The sequence below is a fragment of the Deinococcus yavapaiensis KR-236 genome, from assembly GCF_003217515.1.
GTDB classification, from domain to species: Bacteria; Deinococcota; Deinococci; order Deinococcales; family Deinococcaceae; genus Deinococcus_A; species Deinococcus_A yavapaiensis.
Genome location: NZ_QJSX01000008.1, coordinates 72,333 through 94,444, shown reverse-complemented (window position 1 = coordinate 94,444; position 22,112 = coordinate 72,333). Strand labels below are relative to the sequence as shown.

At 64.2% G+C, this 22,112-nt stretch carries 24 protein-coding genes and 1 pseudogene; 7 read left to right on the top strand and 18 right to left on the bottom strand.

Annotated features, from left to right (window positions below; translation table 11 throughout):
* Window positions 1–18: 18 nt before the first annotated feature.
* Together DES52_RS23730 and DES52_RS23725 are read right to left on the bottom strand one after the other, a co-directional pair.
* Window positions 19–96 (bottom strand): annotated as a pseudogene (locus DES52_RS23730) (type IV pilus modification PilV family protein); the annotation flags it as partial.
* On the bottom strand, window positions 93–623 hold the full coding sequence (locus DES52_RS23725) for a pilus assembly FimT family protein (protein ID WP_425451125.1): 531 nt from the start codon (window positions 621–623) through the stop codon (window positions 93–95). The gene DES52_RS23725 and the pseudogene DES52_RS23730, both read right to left, overlap by 4 nt.
* A 225-nt stretch (window positions 624–848) precedes the next feature.
* Between DES52_RS23725 and DES52_RS11340 the strand changes: the two genes are divergently transcribed.
* Entirely contained in the window at window positions 849–1,400 is a 552-nt protein-coding gene (locus DES52_RS11340) for a DUF1802 family protein (protein ID WP_110886930.1), read from the top strand.
* A gap of 32 nt (window positions 1,401–1,432) precedes the next feature.
* On the opposite strand, the gene DES52_RS11335 is transcribed toward DES52_RS11340, so the two are convergent.
* A complete protein-coding gene (locus tag DES52_RS11335) occupies window positions 1,433–2,827 on the bottom strand; it encodes an alpha/beta fold hydrolase (protein WP_110886929.1) in 1,395 nt (464 codons plus the stop codon).
* Window positions 2,828–3,003: 176 nt separating this feature from the next.
* Between DES52_RS11335 and DES52_RS11330 the strand changes: the two genes are divergently transcribed.
* Window positions 3,004–3,471, top strand: a complete 468-nt coding sequence (locus tag DES52_RS11330) for a hypothetical protein (RefSeq protein ID WP_110886928.1) — start codon at window positions 3,004–3,006, stop codon at window positions 3,469–3,471.
* Between the two features lie 74 nt (window positions 3,472–3,545).
* Here the strand turns inward: DES52_RS11330 and DES52_RS11325 are convergent, their stop codons facing one another.
* The 4 genes from DES52_RS11325 to DES52_RS11310 form a co-directional block, all read right to left on the bottom strand.
* Window positions 3,546–4,058 (bottom strand): 3'-5' exonuclease, encoded by a 513-nt coding sequence (locus DES52_RS11325; RefSeq protein WP_110887039.1) that lies wholly within the window; start codon window positions 4,056–4,058, stop codon window positions 3,546–3,548.
* A 67-nt stretch (window positions 4,059–4,125) separates the two neighbouring features.
* A complete protein-coding gene (locus tag DES52_RS11320) occupies window positions 4,126–4,320 on the bottom strand; it encodes a DUF2795 domain-containing protein (RefSeq protein WP_110886927.1) in 195 nt (64 codons plus the stop codon).
* A 111-nt stretch (window positions 4,321–4,431) separates the two neighbouring features.
* Window positions 4,432–4,926: a DUF427 domain-containing protein gene (locus tag DES52_RS11315; protein WP_110886926.1), complete on the bottom strand. Its 495-nt coding sequence runs from the start codon at window positions 4,924–4,926 to the stop codon at window positions 4,432–4,434.
* A 46-nt stretch (window positions 4,927–4,972) separates the two neighbouring features.
* Complete coding sequence (locus tag DES52_RS11310) at window positions 4,973–5,680, bottom strand: uracil-DNA glycosylase (protein WP_110886925.1); 708 nt, start codon at window positions 5,678–5,680, stop codon at window positions 4,973–4,975.
* 387 nt (window positions 5,681–6,067) lie between these two features.
* Between DES52_RS11310 and DES52_RS11305 the strand changes: the two genes are divergently transcribed.
* Window positions 6,068–6,478: a response regulator gene (locus DES52_RS11305; protein WP_110886924.1), complete on the top strand. Its 411-nt coding sequence runs from the start codon at window positions 6,068–6,070 to the stop codon at window positions 6,476–6,478.
* A 282-nt stretch (window positions 6,479–6,760) separates the two neighbouring features.
* On the opposite strand, the gene uvrB is transcribed toward DES52_RS11305, so the two are convergent.
* Window positions 6,761–8,776, bottom strand: coding sequence for an excinuclease ABC subunit UvrB (gene uvrB / locus DES52_RS11300; protein WP_110886923.1), 2,016 nt, complete (start codon window positions 8,774–8,776; stop codon window positions 6,761–6,763).
* A gap of 115 nt (window positions 8,777–8,891) precedes the next feature.
* On the opposite strand from uvrB, the gene DES52_RS11295 reads away from it, so the two are divergent.
* Window positions 8,892–9,458, top strand: a complete 567-nt coding sequence (locus DES52_RS11295; protein WP_110886922.1) for a YIP1 family protein — start codon at window positions 8,892–8,894, stop codon at window positions 9,456–9,458.
* A gap of 61 nt (window positions 9,459–9,519) precedes the next feature.
* Window positions 9,520–9,822: a hypothetical protein gene (locus DES52_RS11290; protein ID WP_110886921.1), complete on the top strand. Its 303-nt coding sequence runs from the start codon at window positions 9,520–9,522 to the stop codon at window positions 9,820–9,822.
* Window positions 9,823–9,974: 152 nt separating this feature from the next.
* On the opposite strand, the gene DES52_RS11285 is transcribed toward DES52_RS11290, so the two are convergent.
* The 4 genes from DES52_RS11285 to DES52_RS11270 all read right to left on the bottom strand — a co-directional run bounded on the left by DES52_RS11285 (window position 9,975) and on the right by DES52_RS11270 (window position 13,691).
* A complete protein-coding gene (locus DES52_RS11285; RefSeq protein WP_110886920.1) occupies window positions 9,975–10,532 on the bottom strand; it encodes a DUF4142 domain-containing protein in 558 nt (185 codons plus the stop codon).
* 145 nt (window positions 10,533–10,677) lie between these two features.
* A complete protein-coding gene (locus tag DES52_RS11280; protein ID WP_170131016.1) occupies window positions 10,678–11,217 on the bottom strand; it encodes a DUF4142 domain-containing protein in 540 nt (179 codons plus the stop codon).
* A 143-nt stretch (window positions 11,218–11,360) separates the two neighbouring features.
* Window positions 11,361–12,587: a cytochrome P450 gene (locus tag DES52_RS11275; protein WP_110886918.1), complete on the bottom strand. Its 1,227-nt coding sequence runs from the start codon at window positions 12,585–12,587 to the stop codon at window positions 11,361–11,363.
* 51 nt (window positions 12,588–12,638) lie between these two features.
* On the bottom strand, window positions 12,639–13,691 hold the full coding sequence (locus DES52_RS11270) for a M42 family metallopeptidase (RefSeq protein WP_110886917.1): 1,053 nt from the start codon (window positions 13,689–13,691) through the stop codon (window positions 12,639–12,641).
* Window positions 13,692–13,799: 108 nt separating this feature from the next.
* On the opposite strand from DES52_RS11270, the gene DES52_RS11265 reads away from it, so the two are divergent.
* Complete coding sequence (locus DES52_RS11265) at window positions 13,800–14,045, top strand: hypothetical protein (RefSeq protein WP_110886916.1); 246 nt, start codon at window positions 13,800–13,802, stop codon at window positions 14,043–14,045.
* Between the two features lie 3 nt (window positions 14,046–14,048).
* On the opposite strand, the gene hrpB is transcribed toward DES52_RS11265, so the two are convergent.
* Window positions 14,049–16,496 (bottom strand): ATP-dependent helicase HrpB, encoded by a 2,448-nt coding sequence (gene hrpB / locus DES52_RS11260; RefSeq protein WP_110886915.1) that lies wholly within the window; start codon window positions 16,494–16,496, stop codon window positions 14,049–14,051.
* 48 nt (window positions 16,497–16,544) lie between these two features.
* Between hrpB and DES52_RS11255 the strand changes: the two genes are divergently transcribed.
* Window positions 16,545–17,321, top strand: coding sequence for a VC0807 family protein (locus DES52_RS11255; protein ID WP_245900933.1), 777 nt, complete (start codon window positions 16,545–16,547; stop codon window positions 17,319–17,321).
* A gap of 95 nt (window positions 17,322–17,416) precedes the next feature.
* On the opposite strand, the gene DES52_RS11250 is transcribed toward DES52_RS11255, so the two are convergent.
* From DES52_RS11250 to DES52_RS11230, 5 genes are all read right to left on the bottom strand, one after another.
* The gene (locus DES52_RS11250; RefSeq protein ID WP_110886913.1) at window positions 17,417–17,650 is read right to left on the bottom strand and encodes a hypothetical protein; all 234 of its coding nucleotides are present in this window, start codon (window positions 17,648–17,650) and stop codon (window positions 17,417–17,419) included.
* 113 nt (window positions 17,651–17,763) lie between these two features.
* On the bottom strand, window positions 17,764–18,939 hold the full coding sequence (locus DES52_RS11245; RefSeq protein WP_110886912.1) for a zinc-dependent alcohol dehydrogenase: 1,176 nt from the start codon (window positions 18,937–18,939) through the stop codon (window positions 17,764–17,766).
* Window positions 18,936–20,201, bottom strand: a complete 1,266-nt coding sequence (locus DES52_RS11240) for a zinc-dependent alcohol dehydrogenase (RefSeq protein ID WP_110886911.1) — start codon at window positions 20,199–20,201, stop codon at window positions 18,936–18,938. Before DES52_RS11240 ends, DES52_RS11245 begins: the two co-directional genes overlap by 4 nt.
* A gap of 4 nt (window positions 20,202–20,205) precedes the next feature.
* Window positions 20,206–20,982 carry an SRPBCC family protein gene (locus DES52_RS11235; protein WP_110886910.1) on the bottom strand — a complete coding sequence of 259 codons (777 nt, stop codon included), beginning with the start codon at window positions 20,980–20,982 and terminating at the stop codon, window positions 20,206–20,208.
* Between the two features lie 105 nt (window positions 20,983–21,087).
* Window positions 21,088–22,038, bottom strand: a complete 951-nt coding sequence (locus DES52_RS11230) for an SDR family oxidoreductase (protein ID WP_110886909.1) — start codon at window positions 22,036–22,038, stop codon at window positions 21,088–21,090.
* Window positions 22,039–22,112: the final 74 nt, after the last annotated feature.

Sequence of the window (22,112 nt, the reverse complement as noted above, 5' to 3'; positions counted from 1 at the left end):
GAGCGCCGACACCAACCACATGATGCCCAAGCCCAAGATCAACAAGGCGATCACAGCCTCGATTAGGGTAAACCCGCTTTGACGTGCCCTGTTCATTGCCGGGTCACCCCTCCCGCTCTCGAAAGAACGACTGTACGCGTCGAAGCCGCGCTGTCAGTGCCACTTCGTGCCATTGAAAAGGAGCCTGACGCGAGCGTGGTACTGGTGCCACTCGTAGAGCAGGTCACCGGCAATCCGGAAGGTTGCCAAACGAAGCCGTTCAAGCTGGAGACCGCGCTGAACGTCGTCGTAACGGTCAATCCCGGAAAGGAGCTCGCCGAGAGCGAGGACAAACTCGTATCGCTCGATTCGCTGGCACATACCGTGCTGGTGCCGGACGTGGGATTCTTGACGCGAACGACGAACGCGTTCGAAGCGCCATCCCAGGCGAATACGACGAATCGGTTGCGCCTCACCGCCTCGAAGCGAGACTGCTGCATCGCCGAACGCACGCTGTCTGCAAACAAGTCGGGACGCGGGCGATTGACATTCGTGGCGATAATGGCGGCCAAGACGCCCACCACCGAAATGACGAGGAGCAGTTCCAAGAGCGTGAAGCCGTGGCGATTCAAGGGGGCCTCCATACAAAATGGTGAGTTTACACCAAGCTCAGTATAAGAGCAGCGCCCAATCATATGGGTGAAAAACACATCAGTCTCACCCGCATCAAGCTATAGGCTTCGTGGCTCCCCGAGATGCGCCACTTGAACAACCTACGCCGACTAGCCTCCCGCCCGGGGCCCCAACGTCAAGAGGGGAGGTTGTCTGGCGGCACCTTCGAAGAAACACGCGAACGTTATGGTGAAGGCATGCCTACAGCGGAGTACGCACTCAAGGAGTGGGACGTGCAAGTACAGGCTCTCACGCGCGGAGACGTGGCGCTCGTGCTGCGCAAGGGCGGCATCATGGAGACGCACGAGGGCTTCGAGGTGGAGCACCGCTCGTTTTTCTTGTATCCCACCTTTCTGCATCAGAATTCAGCAGAGTTGCGCCCTGACTTCACACCCTTGCTGAGAACCGATCCTTCGCCCGGCACGGTGATTTTTCCGGCGCTCGCCGAGGTGATGGGCGTGTGGCGCGTCGAGGACTTGGATCGGGCGATGCGGTTGGAGGACTTGCAAGCGCTGGACGCCTCGGCGATCGAGCGACGCTTTCACTACCGCAATCGCCCGTGGTTGCACGCGTTGCTGCTGCGCGTCGTGAAACTCGATGCTCCGGTGGCCCTTCAGGAAACGCCCGAGATGCTCGGGTGCGTGAGCTGGGTGCCGCTCATGGAGCACATTGAGGTGCGCGGAACCGCCGTACCGAGCGACGACCGTATCGACACGTTGCGCGTGGAGATCGAACGCCGCTTGACGTGAGGAGCCGTTCGTTCCTCGAGAGGCCTCTTGGCTTACTCGCCGCTCGCCGTCGCGGTCGTGGGTTCGGCCCATCCCACGATGGTCCTGGCGACTTCGTTGGAGGTGGCCGTCACGACATCGAGGTGGGCGTAGCCCGGCAAAGCGCGCACCGTGACGGGCGAGCCGAGATTGGCGCGCAAAGCCTCGTAGCTCGCGGCCGTCGTGAGGCCGTTCTGGGCAGACACGCCGAGGACGGGCAGCCGCACGCCCTTGGCATGCCACACCCGCAGCGTCTTCTCGAACGGCGTGCCCCGCGTATCGAATCCGGCGGCGGCGATGTCGAGGGCGAGGCGCGTGGGGAAGTACCACTCGGCGAAATCACTCTCGGGCGTCCAATAACGATTCACGAAGTCGAGGGCGTTCGTGGGAGCGCGCTCGTCTTGCTGCCAACCGACGGGCTTGGAGGAATCGCGGACGTTGAAGGGATCTCGAGCGGCGAAACCCGCCGCACCGTTGAGCAGCACCGCCGCCCAGTTGTAGGACTCGCGAACGTTCGTCGCTCGGCCCGTCGTGACGGCCAGCATCGGCATGGGACTGTAAATTCCTTCGACTTGCAGCATGGCCGCCGCGAGATTCGTGACGGGAAAGCGCGTGATGTTCGCGTCACACGTTCCGTTCGGGTCCTTCGCGGCGATGCGGGCGAGGGCCGCCGCGCGGGAAGCGCGGTCAGGTCCGAACACGTTCGGGTAGTTCACGTACGGCATCCGCCCGAGGTCGCGCACGCCCGGAACGGGCAGGAAGTTCCAAGTGAAGCCGCTTTGGTACTGCTCGGCCGAGAGCTTCGGCAAAGCGTTCATGCCGAGCGTTCCGTCGAGCAGCACGAGGCCCGTCAAGTCTTTCCAGCCGGGCGCGCCGTCGAAGTCGTACGCGGCGTACAACGTCGCCAGCGTCGCGCCGAGCGAGTGGCCGCCCAGCAAGACATTGGGGGTGAGGGTGCGCGCTTCCAGAACGGCGGCGCGCATGTCACGCAGCGTGACGTCGAGTCCCCACTCCTTCATGAAGGCGACGTTCTCGGGAGCAAGCGCACGAAGGCCGTCGCGGGCAATTCGGTGCAGTTCGGCGTCGCTGGCGGCGCGCAGGCGGTCTTGCGGCTCCAGCAAATTCGAGCGTCGATCGACCGTCCAAACGGCGAGGTCAGGGTCGAGATCCACGAGTTGTCGAGCAACGCGATCGAGGCTGCCCGCACCGCCGAGGAATCCGGGAGCGAGAATCAAGACGCGGTCGGGCCGCGTGAGGTTGCCGTAACGCAAGGTGATGGAAGCGTTGTATCGCGCGGGCGTGCCGGGCGCAACGGCGCCCGTGCGTTCGACGCGCAGAGGTGGCCGCGCGTCGAGCGCGGCGGCGCCAAAAGAGAAGCAGAAGATGACGGCGAGCAGAGCGTGCTTCACGAAAGCAAATTACGCTTGTGTACTCGGCGTCAATGTGGAAGTCCTACCCGTCTTTCGAAGAGCTGAAGTCAAAGAAAGCAAGATCACAAGGCGAGGATGAGAAGGCCTCGCACAACTTCGTATATCTTTACAATTCTCCTGTCTTTACTTTCATAATATGAAGCGGAGGCTTTTTCATGACTTTTCGCAAATTGAGTGACCAAGTTCAGCAATTGAGCAATCCGCAGCGAAGTGACACCTTCGTCAAGCTCTTTCGTTCGGCCGTGCGTGAAGGAGAATTCGACGCGGTCTACATTCCCGAGCGCTTCTCGCTGCCCAAGCAGTACTCCAAACGAGGCAGCGAGGAAAAATACGCCAAGGAGGCCAAAGATATGGTCTTCGAGGTGACGAGCGAATTCGAGGCGTGGTTCGAGCGCATCGATCGCGATCTCACGGGAAACAGGCGCAATGCCAAAGTGAAGCCGAGCCTCGAAGCGATCGAACGCGGTGAGGTGGATTTCACGCTGTTGGCGCAAGAAACGCGCCGCAAAATGGAAGCGAGCTTCCACAAGGGCCAAAACCTCGGCTCGTCGCGTGCGAAGGCGCGTAGTGCTCCCAAGAGCGGGCGTTCGGGCAGGGCGAGCAAGGCGAAGGCCGCGAAGTAAACAGTCGGCGGAAGGACGTGCAACGCGACGAGGAGGCCGTAGGCCTCCTCGTCTTTTCACCGTTGCAGCGGTGCTTACACGTGCCGCCTCATGTGCAAGAAGGCCTGGGCCGTCACGAGCGCGTCGCCCACGCTGCGGTGACGCGCTCCTTCGGGAAAGTGCAAGCCGAGGCGCTCGGCGACCGAGTCGAGCTTGTGGCTGCGCTCGCGCGGAAACGCGCGGCGCGAAAGCTGCATCGTGCAGATTTCTTGCGGAGGCAGCCACAGCAGGCCGTGACGGCGCATCGCCGCCTGCACAAAGCCCATGTCGAAGCCGATGTTGTGCGCGACCACCGGACGGTCCCCGACAAAGGCTAGGAAGTCGGGAAGCACGACCTCGAGGGTCGGCGCGCTTCGCACGTCCGAGTCCCGAATGCCGTGAATCATCGTCGCTCGCCACGGAATCGGCTTCGTGGGGCGTACGAGGCGATGAAAACGTGGGCGCTCGAGGATGTCGTCGCGGTCCACGAGCACCGCCCCGATCTCGATGATGTCGTCGTTCTCGGGCGAGAAACCCGTCGTTTCCAAGTCGAAGACCACGTACTCCACGAGCACAGCCTAGCAGACGACGTGAACGCCCCCGAGTCACGAAGCGACCCGGGGGCGGAAGCGGAAATCAAACGTTCTTGACGGCCGAAGTGACGTCGGTCGGCTTGTCGTACTTCTTGTCGGGCAGGGCGTTGAGAACTTCGCGCATGGTGTCGTCCAGACCGCCGTTTTGCTCGGCGCGGTTGAGGATTTCCTCCTTGCTGGCGGGGTATGTCATCCCCTTGAGGTGCTTTTGAAGTTGAATGGGATTCACTTTCGCCATGTTTGAGCCTCCGCCATCAGAATGCAAAGCCGGCAAGGCGGCGGCGTGACCGTAAGGGCAAGCTTCTTTCATCCGACGTTGCGCGGACCTTGGCAGATTCTCACGGTCGCGTCACCATCCGAAACTGCCCAGTTCGCCCTTGAACGGCCCGACCACATCGGACGTGATCCAGCCTCCGTAGAAGCCGCCGGGCTGAGGCGTTACGCGCTCACCGGCCACGAAGCAGGCGTCCATGAGCGACGCGTAGAACGCCACATGACCAGCGATGGCTTCGAACGAAGCGGCGGGACGCTCGTACGACCACGCGGCGCTCGTCGCGCGCCGCTCCCCGACGCGCACGGTCCAGTAGGACGCCTCGCCCTTGAACTCGCAAAAGCTTGCGCCCGCGGCGAGCGCGAGGACGTCCGGGCGGACGTCCTCGCGCGGCAGGTAGTACACCGGCGGATGGCTCGTCTCCAAGACACGCCAGGCACGCGTCGTTCGCGCGACGACTTCGCCGGCGAAGACCACCTCGATCACCTTACTCGTACGCTCCAAGCGGGGCGGACGTGGATACGTCCAAACGGATTCTTGACCGGGCTCGGGCGGAATCGGCGTGGGCTTCATGCGTTCATGCTGCCGCGCCGAAGCTTCACGCGCCGTATGCCCCTGCTCAGTCTTCCTCGACGGTCGTCGGCAGCGACCAATCGATGCTCGGCCGTCCGACTTCCTGCAAGGCGGCGTTCACTTGGCTGAAGGGCTTCGAGCCGAAGAATTTCGTGGCGCTCAGCGGGCTGGGGTGTGCGCTTTCGACGACGACGTGACGGGCGTTCGTCACCAGCTTCTTCTTCTTGCGTGCGTACGCACCCCACAGCACGAACACCACACGCTCCTCCTTATCGTCGAGCGCGCGAATCACGGCGTCCGTGAAGTCCTCCCAGCCTCGTCCCGCGTGGGAGTTCGGCTCGCCCGCCCGGACGGTCAGCACCGCGTTGAGCAGCAGGACGCCCTGCTCGGCCCAAGCGCGGAGGTACCCGTGCTTCGGCGGGGTCACGCCGACGTCGTCACGCAGTTCCTTGAAGATGTTGACGAGGCTCGGCGGGGGTCGTACGCCCGGACGGACGCTGAACGCCAAGCCGTGCGCTTGACGTGGCCCGTGGTACGGATCTTGTCCGAGAATCAGGACGCTCGCACGATCGTACGGCGTGAAACGCAACGCGTTGAAGACGTCTTCGGCGGGCGGATAGACGGTGTGCCGTGCGCGCTCTTCCCGCAAGAAGGCGGCGAGTTCTCGCAGGGGTGCGGAGCGCAGCACGTCGTCGAGGAACGGCTGCCAAGACGTCGGCACTTCGGGAAAGGACGAGGCGGTGTCGCTGGCCATGCCGTCATGCTGGCGGGTTCTCTTGGCGTTCGAGCGATTCGGCATGACGATCTGAAGGTTTGATAGGCGAGCAATCGTCGCGCCTGTAAGAATTTGGAAAGGGTGGCGACTCTAATCTGAGGTCGGTCGAGGGCAGCGAGTTTCGTCCCCCCCGAGCTCGCTTGCGACCTCCCCGGCAACGCCGCTCCACTGTCGTTCTTCGTTGCCGCGTCGTGTGCGGTGGTTCCTCCTGTCCACCGCCCACGTCTTTTGGTGATCTTGCCTTTCTCGCCTTCGAATAACGCCGACCGTGTTGAATTAATTCTCTCTTAGCATTCTTCTCAACCGCTTCCATGTCCGCCTCGGTAGTGTGAAGCGTTCCGGAAACGGAATCCTGGTGATACGGTAATGCTGCATCTTCTCCTCGTCGATGACAACGCAACGGACGTTCTCTTGACGCAGATCGCACTCGAGGACTTCTCGCAGCCTCACACGTTGTCTATCGTGTCGGACGGCATCGAAGCTCTCGCGTTTCTGCATCACGAAGCGCCCTTCGAAACGGCGACGTTGCCCGACGTCATCCTGCTGGACCTCAACATGCCTCGCATGGGCGGTCTGGAAGTGTTGCAGCATCTCAAGGCGAGCGAGACGCTCTCGAAAATTCCCGTGTTCGTACTGCTGGCCTCCGCAAACGAAGAGGACGTGTGGCGCAGCCGTCAACTGCGCGCCGACGGGTACCTTCCGAAGCCGATCGATCTCGCGTCTATGCTGGCGCAATTGGAAGCGATTCGCGCGACGGGCACGCTCGACCCCTTCTAAAGAAAATCCAAGAGAAGGGCCGTCCGAGTCGGACGGCCCTTCTCTTGACGCTCGTCATGCGCGGAGATGCGAAGACGAATGCACATCCGAAAACCGTCTTCCTACAGGGCCGTTGCAGCGCACTTCAAGAAAACGAGAAGTCGAAGCTTTCCTTCGACCTCCCTGTGATTTCTGCACGCCTCGTTCGCTCTGTTCGTCAGGTTCGTGCGCTCGCAGTCATTCGACTTGAGCGGCCTCGACCGCGATCGGTCTTCACGGTCCTGCAGACGTCGAAGGCGAAGTTCAGCCGCGTCGTCCGCGCTTGCGGACCTTCTGGCCGGGCACGGTGGGTTGCTGGAACTCCTTGCCTTGCAGCTTCGCCTCGATCGCGCGAATCTGGTCGCGCAACGAGGCGGCCCGCTCGAAGTCGAGGGCTTCGGACGCTTGCCACATGTCGAGCTCTAGATCGGTGAGCTGCGCCATGAGGGCGTCTCGGTCGTTGGCGATTTCGGGAATGCCCGCGTCGGGCGCTTCTTCGCCGCGAATGACGTCGCGCACGCTCTTCTTGATCGTCGTCGGGGTGATGCCGTGCTCCAAGTTGTACGCGAGTTGCTTGTCGCGGCGACGGTTCGTCTCTTCCATCGCGGCGTGCATGGCAGGCGTGATCGCGTCGCCGTACAAGGTCACCTCGCCGTTCACGTTACGCGCCGCGCGCCCGATCGTTTGGATGAGGCTGCGCTCGCTGCGAAGGAAGCCCGGCTTGTCCGCGTCGAGGATCGCGACGAGCGACACTTCGGGCAAGTCCAGTCCTTCGCGCAACAAGTTGATCCCGACCAGAACATCGTAGTGCCCCAGGCGAAGATCTCGAATGATGACTTGACGTTCGACCGCGTCGATGTCCGAGTGCATGTAGCGCGCGCGCACGCCCTTTTCGAGCAGGTACTCCGTGAGGTCCTCGGCCATCTTCTTCGTGAGGGTCGTGACGAGCACGCGCTCGCCGCGCGACGCCCGCTCTCGCGCGCGGCCCAGCAAGTCCTCCACTTGCCCTTTGATGGGGCGTATCGTCACTTGCGGATCGACCAACCCCGTCGGGCGGATGATTTGGTCGGTGACGTTGTCGGAATGCTCGAGTTCGAAGGGGCCGGGCGTGGCGGAGACGAAGATCGTCTGCCCCACCTTCCCGAGAAACTCGTCGAAGTTCAGAGGGCGGTTGTCCATCGCCGACGGCAAGCGAAAGCCGTAGTCCACGAGGGTCTGCTTTCTCGCGCGGTCCCCGTTGCTCATCCCGCCGATCTGCGGCACCGTGACGTGCGACTCGTCGATGAACGTCACGAAGTCCGACGGGAAGTAGTCGAGCATCGTGTACGGCGTGGCCCCCGGAGTGCGGCCATCCATGTGCCGCGAGTAGTTTTCGATGCCCGAGCAGTGCCCGAGGACCTTGAGCATCTCGAGGTCGTACAAGGTGCGCTCCTTGATGCGTTGCGCTTCCAAAAGCTTGCCGACGCTCTTGAAGTACTCGATGCGCTCGTCGAGCTCCTGCTGGATCGTCACGATGGCTCGGTCGACGTTTCCGGCGCTCGACACGTAGTGTTTGGCGGGATACACGACCGTCGAGTCGAGTTCGGCCTGCACTTCTCCCGTCACGGGATGGTACACGACGATGCGGTCGACCTCGTCGCCCCACAGCTCCACGCGCAACGGCTGCTCGTCGTAACTGGGCCAAATCTCGACGACGTCGCCCTTGGCGCGAAACTTCCCGGCGCCCGTCTCGATGTCGTTGCGCTCGTACTGCAACTCGATGAGGCGGTCGAGGATCGCGTCGCGCTCCAAGCGGTCGCCTTTCTTCACGATGAGGTTGAGCTTGCGGTACTCCTCGGGATCGCCGAGGCCGTAGATCGCCGAGACGGACGCGACGACGATGGTGTCCTTGCGTGTCAGGAGGCTGCGCGTCGTGGAATGCCGCAAACGCTCGAGTTCCTGGTTGATCGCCGCGTCCTTGTCGATGAACTGGTCGCGCCCTGGAATGTACGCCTCGGGTTGGTAGAAGTCGTAGTAGGACACGAAGAACTCGACGGCCGCACCCGGAAAGAACTCGCGAAACTCCGAGGCGAGTTGCGCCGTGAGAATTTTGTTCGGCGCGAGGATGAGGGCGGGACGCTGCACCGCCTCGATGACCTTGGCGGCAGTGTAGGTTTTGCCCGTCCCAGTCGCGCCCAGCAGCGTTTGAAACCTCAACCCGTCGCTGAGCCCTTCGACGAGGCTGGAAATGGCTTGCGGTTGGTCGCCGCTCGGTCTGAATTCGGATTCGACCTTGAGCATCCCTCTATTTTACGCCAAAAACGTACTCTTTGGCCAGGGGGAGACTTCATGGAATGCCGACGTCGGAACTTCTGCGGTGGCGTGGTCGTACCATAACCTTGAAAGGAAGGACCGCATGACCCAGCCGTTGAAAGCCAGCCTCGGGACGATGATGCAGCAAAGCGCGTACGTGCTCGCTCGGCCCAGCGTGGACTCGTTCGAGCGCTTCGAGCGCAGTGGAGGCGCGCCTCAAGCGTTCACGTACGTCGCCGTCGTGGCGCTCGTCGCCGGTGTGTTCGCCTTGTTGTTCAATCTCGGCAACGCCCCCTTCTGGGCGTTCTTGGAGCGCTCGTTGGTACTGGTGGCAGGCTTCGCGACCTTCGCGGGCGTCGCGTACGCCTTCGGCCGTACCCAAGGCGGTACGGGCACCTTCAATGAAGTGGCCTACACCTTGTCGCTGTCCTACGTGCCGATCGCCCTGCTCGTCACGGCGGGCACCATCGTCCTCACGATCATCCCGATTCTCGGTTGGGTGTTGATCCCCGTGTGGTTGCTGCTGGGGTGGGTGGCGCAAGCGTTCTACGCGTACGTCGGTTTGCAAGGCAGCTTGAACTTGCGCGGCTCGTCCAACGTCGTGATCGTGATGGCCGTATCGGCGCTCGCCGCGTGGTTCGTGCAACTCATCGTGGGCTGGATTCTCTGAGTAAAGAAGACCTCTCGGCGCGCTCCCTTCGTTCTCGGAGGGGGCGCTTACACTTGAAGGCATGTCGAAGCTGATTTCGCTCGAGGACCGTCAAAAGTACGACCCGATCTTCATGCAAGTCGTGCAGAGCGTGCAAGTGGAAGCGCAGAACACGAAGCCGCAAGGTGCCGGAGCGATCGCGCAGATGTTCCACAAGGAGCAGATGACCGAAGCCCTGCAAGGCTGCGCGATGCTCATCGCGGGCTGGAACGAGGGCCGCGTGGACGAGACGGGCACGAAACGCGCGGCGACCGCGTTGCGCGGCCTGGGTCTGCACGAAGCGGCGCAACGCGTGGAGAACCTCGTGAAGATCGACGAGGCGTGACGAGCGAATCGAAGCGAGCGCCACCGGAGGCGGGAAGAACTCAGACGAGGCGTGCGGAGCTCGCGCCTCGGAGGCGATGGGGCAACGGACCGCGTTCCCACATGAGCGGGGGAGGGTCGATGAACGACCCTCCCCCATCATAATGCGAGCGGTTACTGCATTCGCATTTGCTTGTCGAGAGCTTGCGCGTCGCGCAGGTGCATCACGACGGCGGGCCGGATGGTGCGGGCGTAGTTGAGGGCGTCGGCGTCCTTGCCGATTCGTAGGTACATGTCGATGAGCTTCACCGTCATGTCGTGGCCCATGATCTGCACGGCGACGTACTGCATGTCGAAGGTCATGCCGCTCAGGGTGGAGAGGCGGTTGTACATGAGGCGCTGATCGGCGCCGGGCTTGTCCGTGAGCTTCACGCCCTTGCGCGCGGCGATCGCGTTGAGCTGGTTTTGCGCGGCGGTATGCTCGGTGATCATGCGCTGAGCGTATCCGCGCACGGCGGCATTCTGGCTTTTTTGCAGGGCGAGTTGGGACGTCGCGATTTCGGCGAGGTTGCTCATCGTGAGCACTTCCATCGCGAGGATGTCCGAGTCGTTGCTCATCTGCGCGGTGCTCATGGGGCCTTGCACGGCGGGGTTGGGAACGCCCGCGCCGCCCGCGAAGGCGAGGGTGGAAAGGCCGAGGGTCGCTGCGAGCAACAAAGTGCGCTTCTTCATAAGGTCCTCCGTGTTGGGTGCGTTCGCATCGCGAACGAGGTGGTTCGTGTGATGAGGTGAAGTGAGCTTTCGCGCCGAGGGTCCGAGTGGAAAGCAGGACTCAGGTGGCCTTCGTCTCCGGCCGACGCCGCGGAGGGCTCGGGCGTCATTGCGAGGCGTTTCGGTCGGCGGCGAGCGCGTCGGTGGGCACAGGAAGTTCGGTCCGGGCGCGGTCGCGGTGCTGCTGAACCATCGGGCGGCCCTTCACGGCGAGCGCGCGAATGTCGGCGTCGTCGCCTTGATTGCCGTTGATGTACGCGTCGAAGAAGCCGAGCGTGAAACGGTGACCGTTGAGTTGCACGCGGCTGTACTCGGCGTCGAAGTCGGCGCCGCTGAGTTGCGAGAGGCGTTGCCCTTGCAAGAGTTGCTCGGGCGCGGGCGCTTCGGGCACGGTGATGCCTTTGGACTTCGCGACCGCTCGCAGTTCGTTTTGCATTTGGGTGTGCATGGCGATCATGTCGCGGGCGTAGGCGAGGACGGCGGCGTTGTTGCTCTTCGTGAGGGCGATTTGCGAGGTGCTGATCTCGGCCCAGTTGCTGTGCGCGGCGCTGATCGCGAACTGCACGTCGGGATCGGTGGAAGTCATCATGGGCGCACAGGCCGCGAGGGTTACAGGAAGCGTCAGGGCGAAGGCAAGTCGTTTCACACATCCTCCTTGAATCGCGAGCGATCGTGGCTCGACTCGTTTCATCTTGAGGAGCGGGGGCGTCGGTTCGACTCGCGGGAAATAAAGCGCTCCTGCCTCTCCCCTCACGAGGGCAGCGAGAGCGGTGAAGTCGGAATATAGATTCAGCCCAGGGCTACAAAAAGATGTTCGAGGCCGCGCAGGAGGAAATTCGCGCGGTACGACAGGGGCTGAGGAGCAATCGAGAGTCCTGGAAAGCGGTCGGCGAGCGTACGAAAGACGATTTGTCCTTCGAGGCGCGCGAGGCTCGCGCCGAGGCAGTAATGGGCGCCCACGGCGAAGGCAAGGTGGTTCTTCGCGTTCGGACGCGAAAGGTCGAGGCGATGCGGCTCGGGAAACACGCGCGCGTCGCGGTTCGCGGCGGCGACGAAGAGGTTGACGTGGCTTCCGGTGGGAATCGTGACGCCGTCGAAGGAGAAGTCGGCGAGGGCGAGGCGTGAAGTGCCCTGAACGGGCGACACGAAGCGCAGCAGTTCCTCCACGGCGTTCGCCGTCATCGTTTCGTCCTGCACGAGGCGGCGCCATTGCTCTGGAAATTGGGCGAGGGCGAGCAGACCGCCCGAGAGAAGGTTCGTGGTGGTTTCGTGTCCAGCGGCGAGCAGCAAGACGGCGTTGGCGAGCAGTTCCTCGTTGTTGAGGCGTCCCTGGTCAGCCTCGGCGAGGGCGAGAGCGGACATGAGGCCGGGCTTGGGATGAGCGCGCAACTCGTCGGCAACGTCACGGAAGTACACGCTCATCTGGTGCGCGGCCGCTTCGGCCGCTTCGAACTTCTCGCGCGACTGAGACGAGCCGTCGAGGAGGAAGGCGAGGTGATCCGACCATTCCTTGAACTTCTCGCCGTCGTCGGCGGGCAAGCCGAGCATCTGCAAAATCACCGTGACGGGCAGGGGCACGGCGAGGTCGCGCACGAAATCGACGGGCTCGCCGGCGGCTTCCTTGCGCTTCATGGCGTCGAGCAAGGTGTTCACGGCGCCTTGCACGAATTCGCGCGTTTCGCCGACCGCCTTCGGCGTGAAGGCTTGCGTCGCCAGACCTCGCAATCTCGCGTGGGACGCGCCGTCGTGAAACAGCATCATCGGCTTGAGCAGCGCGTACGATTTCGTGCGCTCGAACTCGGGGTCACCGCCGAAACGGTCGGCGCCTCCGTGCGGTGACTTCAAAACCGCGCTCACCTCGGGGTGCCCGAAGGCGAACCAGCCGAAGAAGCCGGGCGGCGGTGGCTGCACCTCGCCGAGCGCCCGCGCCGCGTCGTACGCGGAATAGGGGTCTTGCAGGGCGCTCGGCGAGAAGAGGGCTTGCAAGTGCGCGGGCGCGACAGGTTCGGCGGTCATGCCTCAGTGTGGCACGCCCTTCGCGCCCGAACATCCGACTTGAGGCGGAGGTCAGCTCGTCAGATACGCGAGCATGAGACGGCCCGTGGCGTTCAGGGCGTCGACGTGCGTGCGCTCGTACGCGTGGCTGGCGTCGACGCCCGGACCGATGAGGGCCGCCGGGTAGTCGCCGCCCGCGCGCCACGCGGCCGACGCGTCCGAGCCGTAGTACGGGTAGATGTCGACGCGCAAGTCGAGGTCGGCGTGGGTCGCGGCGACGCGAAGCCGATTGCCGAGCGCGTGGTCGTAGGGCCCCGTGGAGTCCTTGACGCACAAGGTGACGCAGTGCTCGTCGCTGTTTTGTCCAGGGCCGACGGCGGCCATGTCCACGGCGACGAGCTCGTCGGTCTCGGCGGGAATGCCTTGCGAAGCGCCGTGGCCGACCTCCTCGTAGTTGCTGATGAAGAACGACGCCGTGTGCGCGAGGCTGAGGCGCCCGTCGAGCGCGGCCTTCGTGACCGCGAGGAAGATCGCGACGGCGGCCTTGTTGTCGATGTGACGGCTCTTGAGGTAGCCGCTGGGCGTGAGGACGGCGCGCGGATCGAAGCTCACGAAGTCGCCGACGTTCACGCCGAGCGTCAGCGTCTCGGCGGCCGTGCGCGCGATCTCGTCGAGGCGCACCTCCAACGTCTCCTCGGTGCGCCGCAGGTCACGCAGTTCGGGACCGAAGATGTGCGTGCTTTGCTTGACGTTCAAGATCGTGCCGCTCAGTGTCTCGCCGCCTTGCACGTGCACGCGGACGTATTCGCCCTCGATGGTGGCAGGATCATATCCGCCGAGCGACGTGAGTTTGAGTCGCCCGTTGGACTTGACCTCTTTCACCATCGCGCCCAGCGTATCGACGTGCGCGCTGAACGTGACGTGCTTGCCGCTCTGCGCGCCGGGCAACGTCCATAGCAGGGCGCCCTTGCGAGTGCGCGTTCCTTGGACGCCGAGCAAGTCGAGTTCGTGTTCGACGAGCCGGATGGCGTCGTCCGTGAATCCTGTTGGAGACGGCGTTTCGAGCAGGCGCAGCAGAACGTTCGTGGTGTAGGCGAGGTCGAGGTCGGGTGGCGTGGGCGTCATGAAGGAGTTATACGACACTGTCTGAAGTGGGCTTTCTCATCGCTAACGGGAGATTTTTGTGTTAAGCTTGTCTAAAGGAAATCTTCAGCATCACGAAAGAAGGAACACATGGAAGGCGGACTCGTCACCCTCATCGTCGGAACCATCCTCATCGCCCTGTTCACCGATGTCGCCCGTGAGGAACGCAGGAACCAAGCGGCCCTGCACGCCATCGCTGCCGCGAGCGGGCTCGGTCTGCTGGTGAGTGGCGCCGTCCGCAACACGTCGGTGCTCATGGGAGTCGGCCTCGCGTTGCTCGCCGTCGGTCTCATCTCGCACTACCTGCAGTACACGGCGCCTCAAGCCGAACGCTGAACGTCAACGAGGCTTCGTGCCCCGCGTCGGCACGGCCGTCCAAGGATCGTCCGGCCAGGGATGCTTCGGGTAACGACCTTTCAGTTCCTTCTTGACGTCCGGGTAGCCTCGCTCCCAGAACGACTTCAAGTCCTGCGTGACCTGCACGGGACGCCGCGCGGGCGACAAAAGGTGCAGCAGCACCTTCACGCGTCCCTCGTTCACGGTCGGCGTGTCGGCGAGACCGAAAAGCTCCTGCAGCTTCACGGCGAGGATCGGCGCGGTCGCGTCGGGCGCGTACGCGAGGCGAACCGCGTGGCCGCTCGGCACGGTCAGCGACTCGGGCGCGAGGTCGACGAGGCGCCCCACCAAGTTCCACGGCAACGCGTGGCGCAGCAATTCCGCGACGTCGACCTTCGAAAAGTCGTCGCGTGACCGCCCACCTTCCAAGTACGGAGCGAGCCAATCTTCCAGCGAAGCCGAGAGCGCCTCGTCGGAAAAGTCGGGCCAGCCTTCGTCGGGTCGCCAAGCCCGCACGCTCAGCACGCGCGCCTGCAGTTGCCGCGCGGCTTCCGTCCAACGCAGCAGCGACAGTCCTTCGCGCCGTAGCGCGCCCAACAGTGCCTTCACCCGTAAATCCCGAGGCACGCTTCGCAAAGGCTCGGCGCTCAGGACGATCGCGCCCACCCGCCGCTCCCGCTGGGCGACGAAGGTTCCGTCACGATCGTCCCAGCGCACCTCGTCCACCTCTTGCACGCGCGCTTCGAGCGCCGACGCGCTCAAGGGAGCGGCGAGGAACACCCGCCCGTCCGCTTGAAGGGCGTCGAGGTGGGCCACGGCAAGCAGGGGCGCGCCCATGAGGGAATCGCCTTCGCGCAGACGCACGCCTCGGCCGTTCGCCAGCAGGTAACGATCTCGCGAGCCCGCCCGCAACTTCGCCACGCGCTCCGGATACGCGAAGGCGATCAGCGAGCCGACTTCGTGGGGATCGGGCTCCTCGTCGTGGACGGGCGCGTTCAACAAGCGACGCCACGAGCGCGCGAGCTGCTCGATGCGGGCGAAAGCGGGGCTTCGACGATTTCGCCGCAGCCCGCTCACCCGGCTGGAGAAGTCCGCGCTGTCGTCTCGCCCCAGCGGATCGCGCTCTTCGAGCAGGGCGGCGACGTCGCACGCGAGCGAGGCGAGGCCCGCGTCTCGCCCTTCGAGCAGCAGGTGCGCGATGCGAGGATGCGTGGGAAACGTCAGGAGTTCCGCGCCGCGCTTCGTGATCCGCCCGTCCGCGAAGGCGTCGAGGTTCACCAGAAGGTCAAGGGCCGCCTCGACGTTCCGGGAAGGCGGCACATCCGGCCACGGCAGCGACGTGACGTTCGTCACGCCCCACTGCGCGAGCTCCAGCAGCGTCGAGGCGAAGTCCGCCTCCAAGATCTCCGGCTTGCGCTTTTCGGGCAGCAAGGCGTGCGTACGCTCGCTCCACAAGCGATACGCCACCCCGGGAGCCGTGCGGCCCGCTCGGCCTGCCCGCTGATGCGCGGCGTCCTTCGTCACGCGCGTCGTCACGAGACTCGTGAGGCCCGTCCTCGCGTCGAAGGTCGGCACGCGCGAAAACCCGCCGTCGACGACGATTCTCACGCCTTCGAGGGTCAGGCTCGTCTCGGCGATGGACGTCGCGAGGACGACACGTCGCCGCCCCTGCGGATCGGGAACGATCGCCGCGCGTTGCTGAGAGAGGGGCAAGTCGCCGTACAAGGGCAGCACGCGCACCGAGGCGTGACGATCGCTCAGCGCCTCGTGGGCTCGCTTGATCTCCCCGACACCGGGCAGGAACGCCAGCACGTCGCCCTCGTGCTCGTCGAGCGCGCGCGTCACAGCGCTCGTCACGTTCTCGGCGACCGAGCCCGTCGGGTCTTGCGGCAAGTAACGCACCTCCACCGGAAAGGGCCTTCCTTGAGAGGCAACCGTCGGCGCGCCACCGAGCTTTCCAGCGAGATCGCCTTCCAGCGTGGCCGACATCACCAAAAGACGCAGGTCGTCGCGCAAAGCGCCTTGTGCTTCACGTGCGAGCACGAAGGCGACGTCACCTTGCAGGCTGCGCTCGTGGAACTCGTCGAAGATCACGAGGCCCACTCCGGCCAGTTCCGGATCGCGCTGCAACTGCCGCGTCAAGATTCCGTCCGTCACGACTTCCACGCGCGTCTTCGAAGAGACACGCGACTCGAAGCGCACGCGGTACCCGACCGTCTCTCCGACGTCCTCTCCGAGCAGTTCCGCCATGCGCGCCGCTACGCTTCGAGCGGCGACACGGCGCGGTTGCAGCATCACGATCTTTTGCCCTGCGAGCCACGACGCCTCGAGCAACTCCAGCGGCAGCACGGTGCTTTTGCCCGCGCCGGGCGGCGCCGAGAGCAGCACGAGCGGCCGATCGTGCAGCGAGGCGCGCAGATCGGGCAGGACATCGAGAATCGGCAGGGTCACCGATCCATGCTAGCGTCCTCACGCGAATGCGGCACAATGAAAGGCATTGTGACGACCGCACCAGCGCAACCGCAAGGAGGAGGCCGCAAGATCCTCCTCGATCTCGTCTTCACCCTGCTGATTCCCATCGCCATTCTCAGCCCGAACCTCCTCGGGTCGGGTTTCAGCTTTTCCGAAAGCGTCTTCGGTGGCGGCGTCACCGGCAACGTCCGCTCGTACGTTCTGGCGGCGCTCGTACCCGTCGCCTATGTCCTCGTTGATTTGCTGCTGAACAAGCGCGTCTCCCCCATCGCGATCTTCGCGGGGACCTCGGCCCTCGTCGGAGGCGCGCTCGCCTTCTGGTTCGTCGACGGTTGGCAGTACGCCCTCAAGGACTCCGCGCGTTCCATCCTCGTCGGTGTGGCGGCGGTCTTGTCCGTCTTCGTCGGTTACCCGTTGTTCCGCATTTTCGTGGACGTCACGTCCCTCGGCGCGAAGCCTGACGAGCAGCGCGCCCTCACGACCGTCTTCTCCAACGGCGTCGTGAAGCGCGCCCTCGGCCTCGGGACCTTCATCTTCGCGGCGGTCGAACTCGTGTCCGCCGCCGTCAACTTCTTCGTGAACCTTCGCATCGTCACGTCGAAGTTCGGCACGAACGCCTTCAACGCCGAGGTGGCTTCGGCGAACGCCGTCATGCGTGTGCCCGCCCTCGCCTTGTCCCTCATCGGTTTCGGCATCGCTTACTGGCTCATCCAGCAAGCCGTGACCGCTCAGTACGGCAAGGGCGCCAACATCTTCGAACCCGCCCAACTCGCCGAGAAGTTGCGAGAAACGCCGCCAGCGTGACTTCACCCGTCGAAAAGCCCCCCTGCTTCAGGGGGGCTTTTCGTTCCCTCTCGGCGCGCCTTTCTTGGGCGCGAGGCGGCTTCGAGGATGGGGCGTCAGCGCGACGCTTCGTCCGCTTGACGCTCCGAGCGTTCCTCGTGCACTTCGGCTTTGGCGCGGTCGTACGCGGCCTGTCCCTTTCGAACGGCGCCTTCCACGGGGTTGTCCGCCGTTTCCGCTTGGGCGTCTCGAACGTTGGCGCTCGCACGATCGCCGAGTTCGTTCACTTTGGACTTCACGCTGTCCGCCGCTTCGCCAAGTCGCTCGCCGATGCTCTTGTTCTCGCTCATGTTGGACCTCCACCTTAACATTGCTCGACGAAGATGGAGGGGGGCGCTTCAGTCGGCTGAAGGGACGTTGAGTGAAGCGTCGAACGCTGAGGAAAAACGTTCGAGGGCGGCTTTCACGCCCAAGGATTCAAGACGACCTTGACGCAGCCGTCGTGCTTTTTCTTGAACATCTGATAGCCTTGCGGCGCCTCGTCGAGCGAAAGGCGGTGCGTGATGATCTCCTCGGGGTGGATGCGACCTTCCTCGATGTGATTGAGAAGCCTCTTGACGTAACGGTGCACGTGGGTCTGACCCGAGTGCATCTCGAGGCCCTTGTTCATGAACGCGCCCATGGGGATCTTGTCACCGAGCCCGCCGTACACGCCGGGCACGGAGACGGTGCCGCCCTTGCGGCACGCTTGGATGGCGGCGCGCAGCGCGTGCGGACGCTCGGTCTCGGCGACGCGCGTCGTCTGCTTCACGGCGTCGTAGACGCCGCCCAGTCCTTGGCCGTGCGCTTCGAGGCCGACGGCGTCGATCACCGAGTCGGGCCCGCGACCCGCCGTCATCTCCTTGAGAGACGTGAACACGTCGACCTTCTCGTAATTCAGGGCCTCGGCGCCCGCCGCTTCGGCCATCGCGAGGCGCTCGGCGAAACGGTCGATGGCGATGACGCGGCCCGCGCCGAGCAGGAACGCCGAGCGAATCACGAACTGACCGACAGGACCGCAGCCCCACACGGCGACGACGTCGCCCGGCTCGATGTTCGCTTGCTCGGCGCCCATGTACCCCGTCGGAAGGATGTCGGTGAGGAACAGCACTTGATCGTCGGTGAGGTGCGACGGCACCTTGAACAAGTTCGAGTCGGCGAAAACGGTGCGCGCGTATTGCGCTTGGCCGCCCGAGTACCCGCCGGTGATGTGCGAGTAGCCGTAGATGCCCGCCGGGGAGTGGCCCCACAACGCCTCGGCGTTCTTGGCGTTCGGGTTGGAGTTGTCGCACAAGCTCGACTCGTCGTGCGTGCAGTACCAGCACGAACCGCACGAGATCGGGAAGGGCACGATGACGCGGTCGCCGACCCGCACGTTCCGCACGTCCTTGCCGACGTCGACGATTTCGCCCATGAACTCGTGCCCGAGGATGTCGCCGTGCATCATCGTCGGCACGTACCCGTCGAGGAGGTGAAGGTCCGAGCCGCAGATGGCGGTCGAGGTGATCTTCACGATGGCGTCGGTGGGCTGCAGGATTTGCGGGTCGGGAACGTTCTCGATGCCGACACGGTTGACGCCTTGCCAAACGAGGGCCTTCACGCGTTCACCTCCACGGGCTTGCCTGGTCCTTGCTTGGACTCGATCTTCTTCAAGTGAGGCTTGAGGACGACGCGGCAGCACGGGCAATCCTCGCCGTGCTCGTTCGGGCCGTGCTTCTTCTTGAACGTCTCGAACGCTTGCGGCGCGTCCTCCAGCGAAAGGCGGTGCGTGACGACGAACGAGGGGTCGATCTCGCCGTTCTCGACGCGCTTCACGAGGTCCTTGAGGTAGCGTTGCGCGTGCATCTGCCCGCCACGAAGGTGCAGCGACTTGTTCACGATGGCGCCCAACGGCATCTTGTCGACCAGCCCCGCGTACACGCCCGAGATGCTGACCGTGCCGCCCTTGCGCACCGCCTGGATGGCTTGACGCAGGACGTACGGACGGTCGAGTTCGGCGAGGCGCGTCGCTTGCTTCACTCGGTCGATGTTCGCGCCGAAGCCCGTTCCGTGCGCTTCCATGCCGACCGCGTCGATCGCGCGGTCCGGACCGCGTCCCGCCGTCATCTCCTTGAGGGCCGAGACGATCGTGACGCCTTGCTGGTTGATCTCCTCGTAGTTGATGGTGCGCGCCCCGAGTTGCCGCGCCTTGTCGAGACGGTCACTGAAGCGGTCGATGGCGATGACGTCGTCCGCGCCCATCATGAACGCGCTCGCGATGGCAAACAAGCCCACGGCGCCCGCGCCCCACACGGCCACGACGTCTCCAGGCTTGATGTCGGCGAAGTACGCGGCTTGCCAACCGGTCGGAAAGGCATCGGACACGAACAGGGCCTGCTCGTCCGTGAGCGAGTCGGGCACGAGGATCGGGCCGACGTCCGCGTACGGAACGCGCACGTACTCGGCGAAACCGCCCGCGTAGCCGCCGAACGCGTGCGAGTAGCCGAAGATCGCGGCGCCCGAGTAACCGTACATCGCCTCGGCGATCTTCGCGTTGGGATTGGTGTTGTCACACAAGGAGAAGCGGCCGTGCTGACAGTACCAGCACTGCCCGCAGGCGATGACGGACGGCACGATGACGCGGTCGCCGACCTTGAACTTCGTGACATCCGGGCCGACCTCGACGACTTCACCCATGAACTCGTGCCCGATGATGTCGCCGGGCGTCATGGACGGCACGTAACCGTCGTAGAGGTGCAAGTCCGAGCCGCAAATCGTCGCGGCGGTCATCTTGATGACGACGTCGCTCTGCTGCAAGATCTTCGCGTCGGGCACCTCCTCGACGCGCACGTCCGTGATGCGGTTCCAGACGACGGCCTTCACGCTCTCACTTCGTCCTCTCCGAGTCGTACAGGGCCGCCGCCATCTTGCCGCTCAGGCCGCGCTTTCCGGTCGACTGCCCTTCGATGGTGGGCTCGAAGCCGACTTCCATGAGGCGCTTGAGTCGCCGGAGGTCGTCTTCGACCTGCTGTCCGGGCTCCTCGCCGAACAACCGAGCGACGCCCGCGCCGAGGGTACCGCCGGGCGGGAAGTACTGCAGTTCCACGTGCACTTCCGTGCCCTTGTCGCCGGGCGCTCGGCGAAACTCCACGTGGCCCTCGTTGGGAATCGTGCTGCCCTCGATCGCCTTCCAAGCGATGCGCTCGCCGGGCACGTCCTCGATCGTCTCGGCGTCCCACGAGACGTCGAGACCCGCCGGGGCCTTCGCGACCCAATGCGAGACGCGCGCGTCACGTTGCGACACACTCTGCAGGTGGCTCATGAATTGCGGTAAGTTCTCGTACTGCCGCCAGAATTCGTACAGGCGCCGCGGCTCTTCCAAGATGGTGATGCTCTTCTTGACGTGAATGCCGCCGCCCTCGTTCGTCCGGCGAATGCCGACGAGATCGTCGTACACGCTGTAGCCGCGCGCCGCGTTGAACAGCAGCGCTCCGCCCAGCGTGCCGAGGATGACGTTCGCGCGTCCCGTCGGGAAGACGCGCCGCGCCGCGCCGAGCACCATGAGGCTGCCGATCGCGCTGAAGACGATGCGCTCCGTGGGACTCGCCGTGCGGTTCGTGGGCTTTTCCGTGAATTGCTGATCGGTGAATTGCGTGTTGGTCATACTTCCTCACTCATCCCGAAGGGGCCTCCCGTGAAAGGAGGCCAAAGTGCACTCTGCCGTCGATGTTTCCACGCTTCGAGAAGAGGCCGCGAAGCGCCTCGGAAGTCAGCCGTTCACCACCTCGCCGCCGTTGGGATGCAGGAATTGGCCGTTGATGTACGACGAGTCGTCGCTCGCGAGGAACACGTAGCACGTGGCGACTTCAGCCGGTTGGCCGGGGCGCTTCATGGGCACGTCCGCGCCGAACGACGCCACCTTGTCGGGCGGGAAGGTCGACGGAATGAGAGGCGTCCAAATTGGGCCGGGCGCGACGCCGTTGACGCGAATGCCCTTCTCGATGAGGCTCATGGACAGCGAGCGGGTGAAGGCGACGATGGCGCCTTTCGTGGAAGAGTAATCGAGAAGCTGCGGGCTGCCCTTGTAGTCCGTCACGGACGCCGTGTTGATGATCGCCGCGCCTTCCTTCAGGTGCTCCAGCGCCGCCTTGGCCATGTAGAAGTAACCGAAGATGTTGGTACGGAAGGTCTTCTCGAGTTGCTCGGAGGAGATGTCCGAGAGGCTTTCTTGCGGATGCTGCTCGGCGGCATTGTTCACGAGAATGTCGAGTCCGCCGAGCTCGGAGACCGTGCGGTTCACGGCGTCCTTGCAAAACTGCTCGCTGCCGACGTCGCCGGGAATCAGGAGGCACTTGCGGCCTTCGGCTTCGATGAGTTGACGCGTGTTTTGCGCGTCCACGTCCTCCTCGCCGAGGTACACGATGGCGACGTCGGCGCCTTCACGCGCGAAGTGCACGGCGACCGCGCGCCCGATGCCCGAGTCGCCTCCGGTGATGAGGGCCTTCTTGCCTGCGAGCTTGCCCGCCGCCTTGTACGTCTCCTTGATGTACACGGGCTTGGGATTCATCTCGGCTTCGATGCCGGGCCGGTGGCTTTGCTGCTGCTCGGGCAGCGTCTTGCCTTCCTCGTTCGACGTCGTCTTCTGGACGGCTTCCTCGAACGACGGTTCCTGAGCTCCACCTTGCTGTTGCGCGCCTTGCTTGCCGGATTGCTGCGTCATGTCGCTCCTCCTCGCGAGAAAATCGAGCCCATCACAGCAACGCCCCCCCACTCGCTAAGTCAGGCGGACCACAA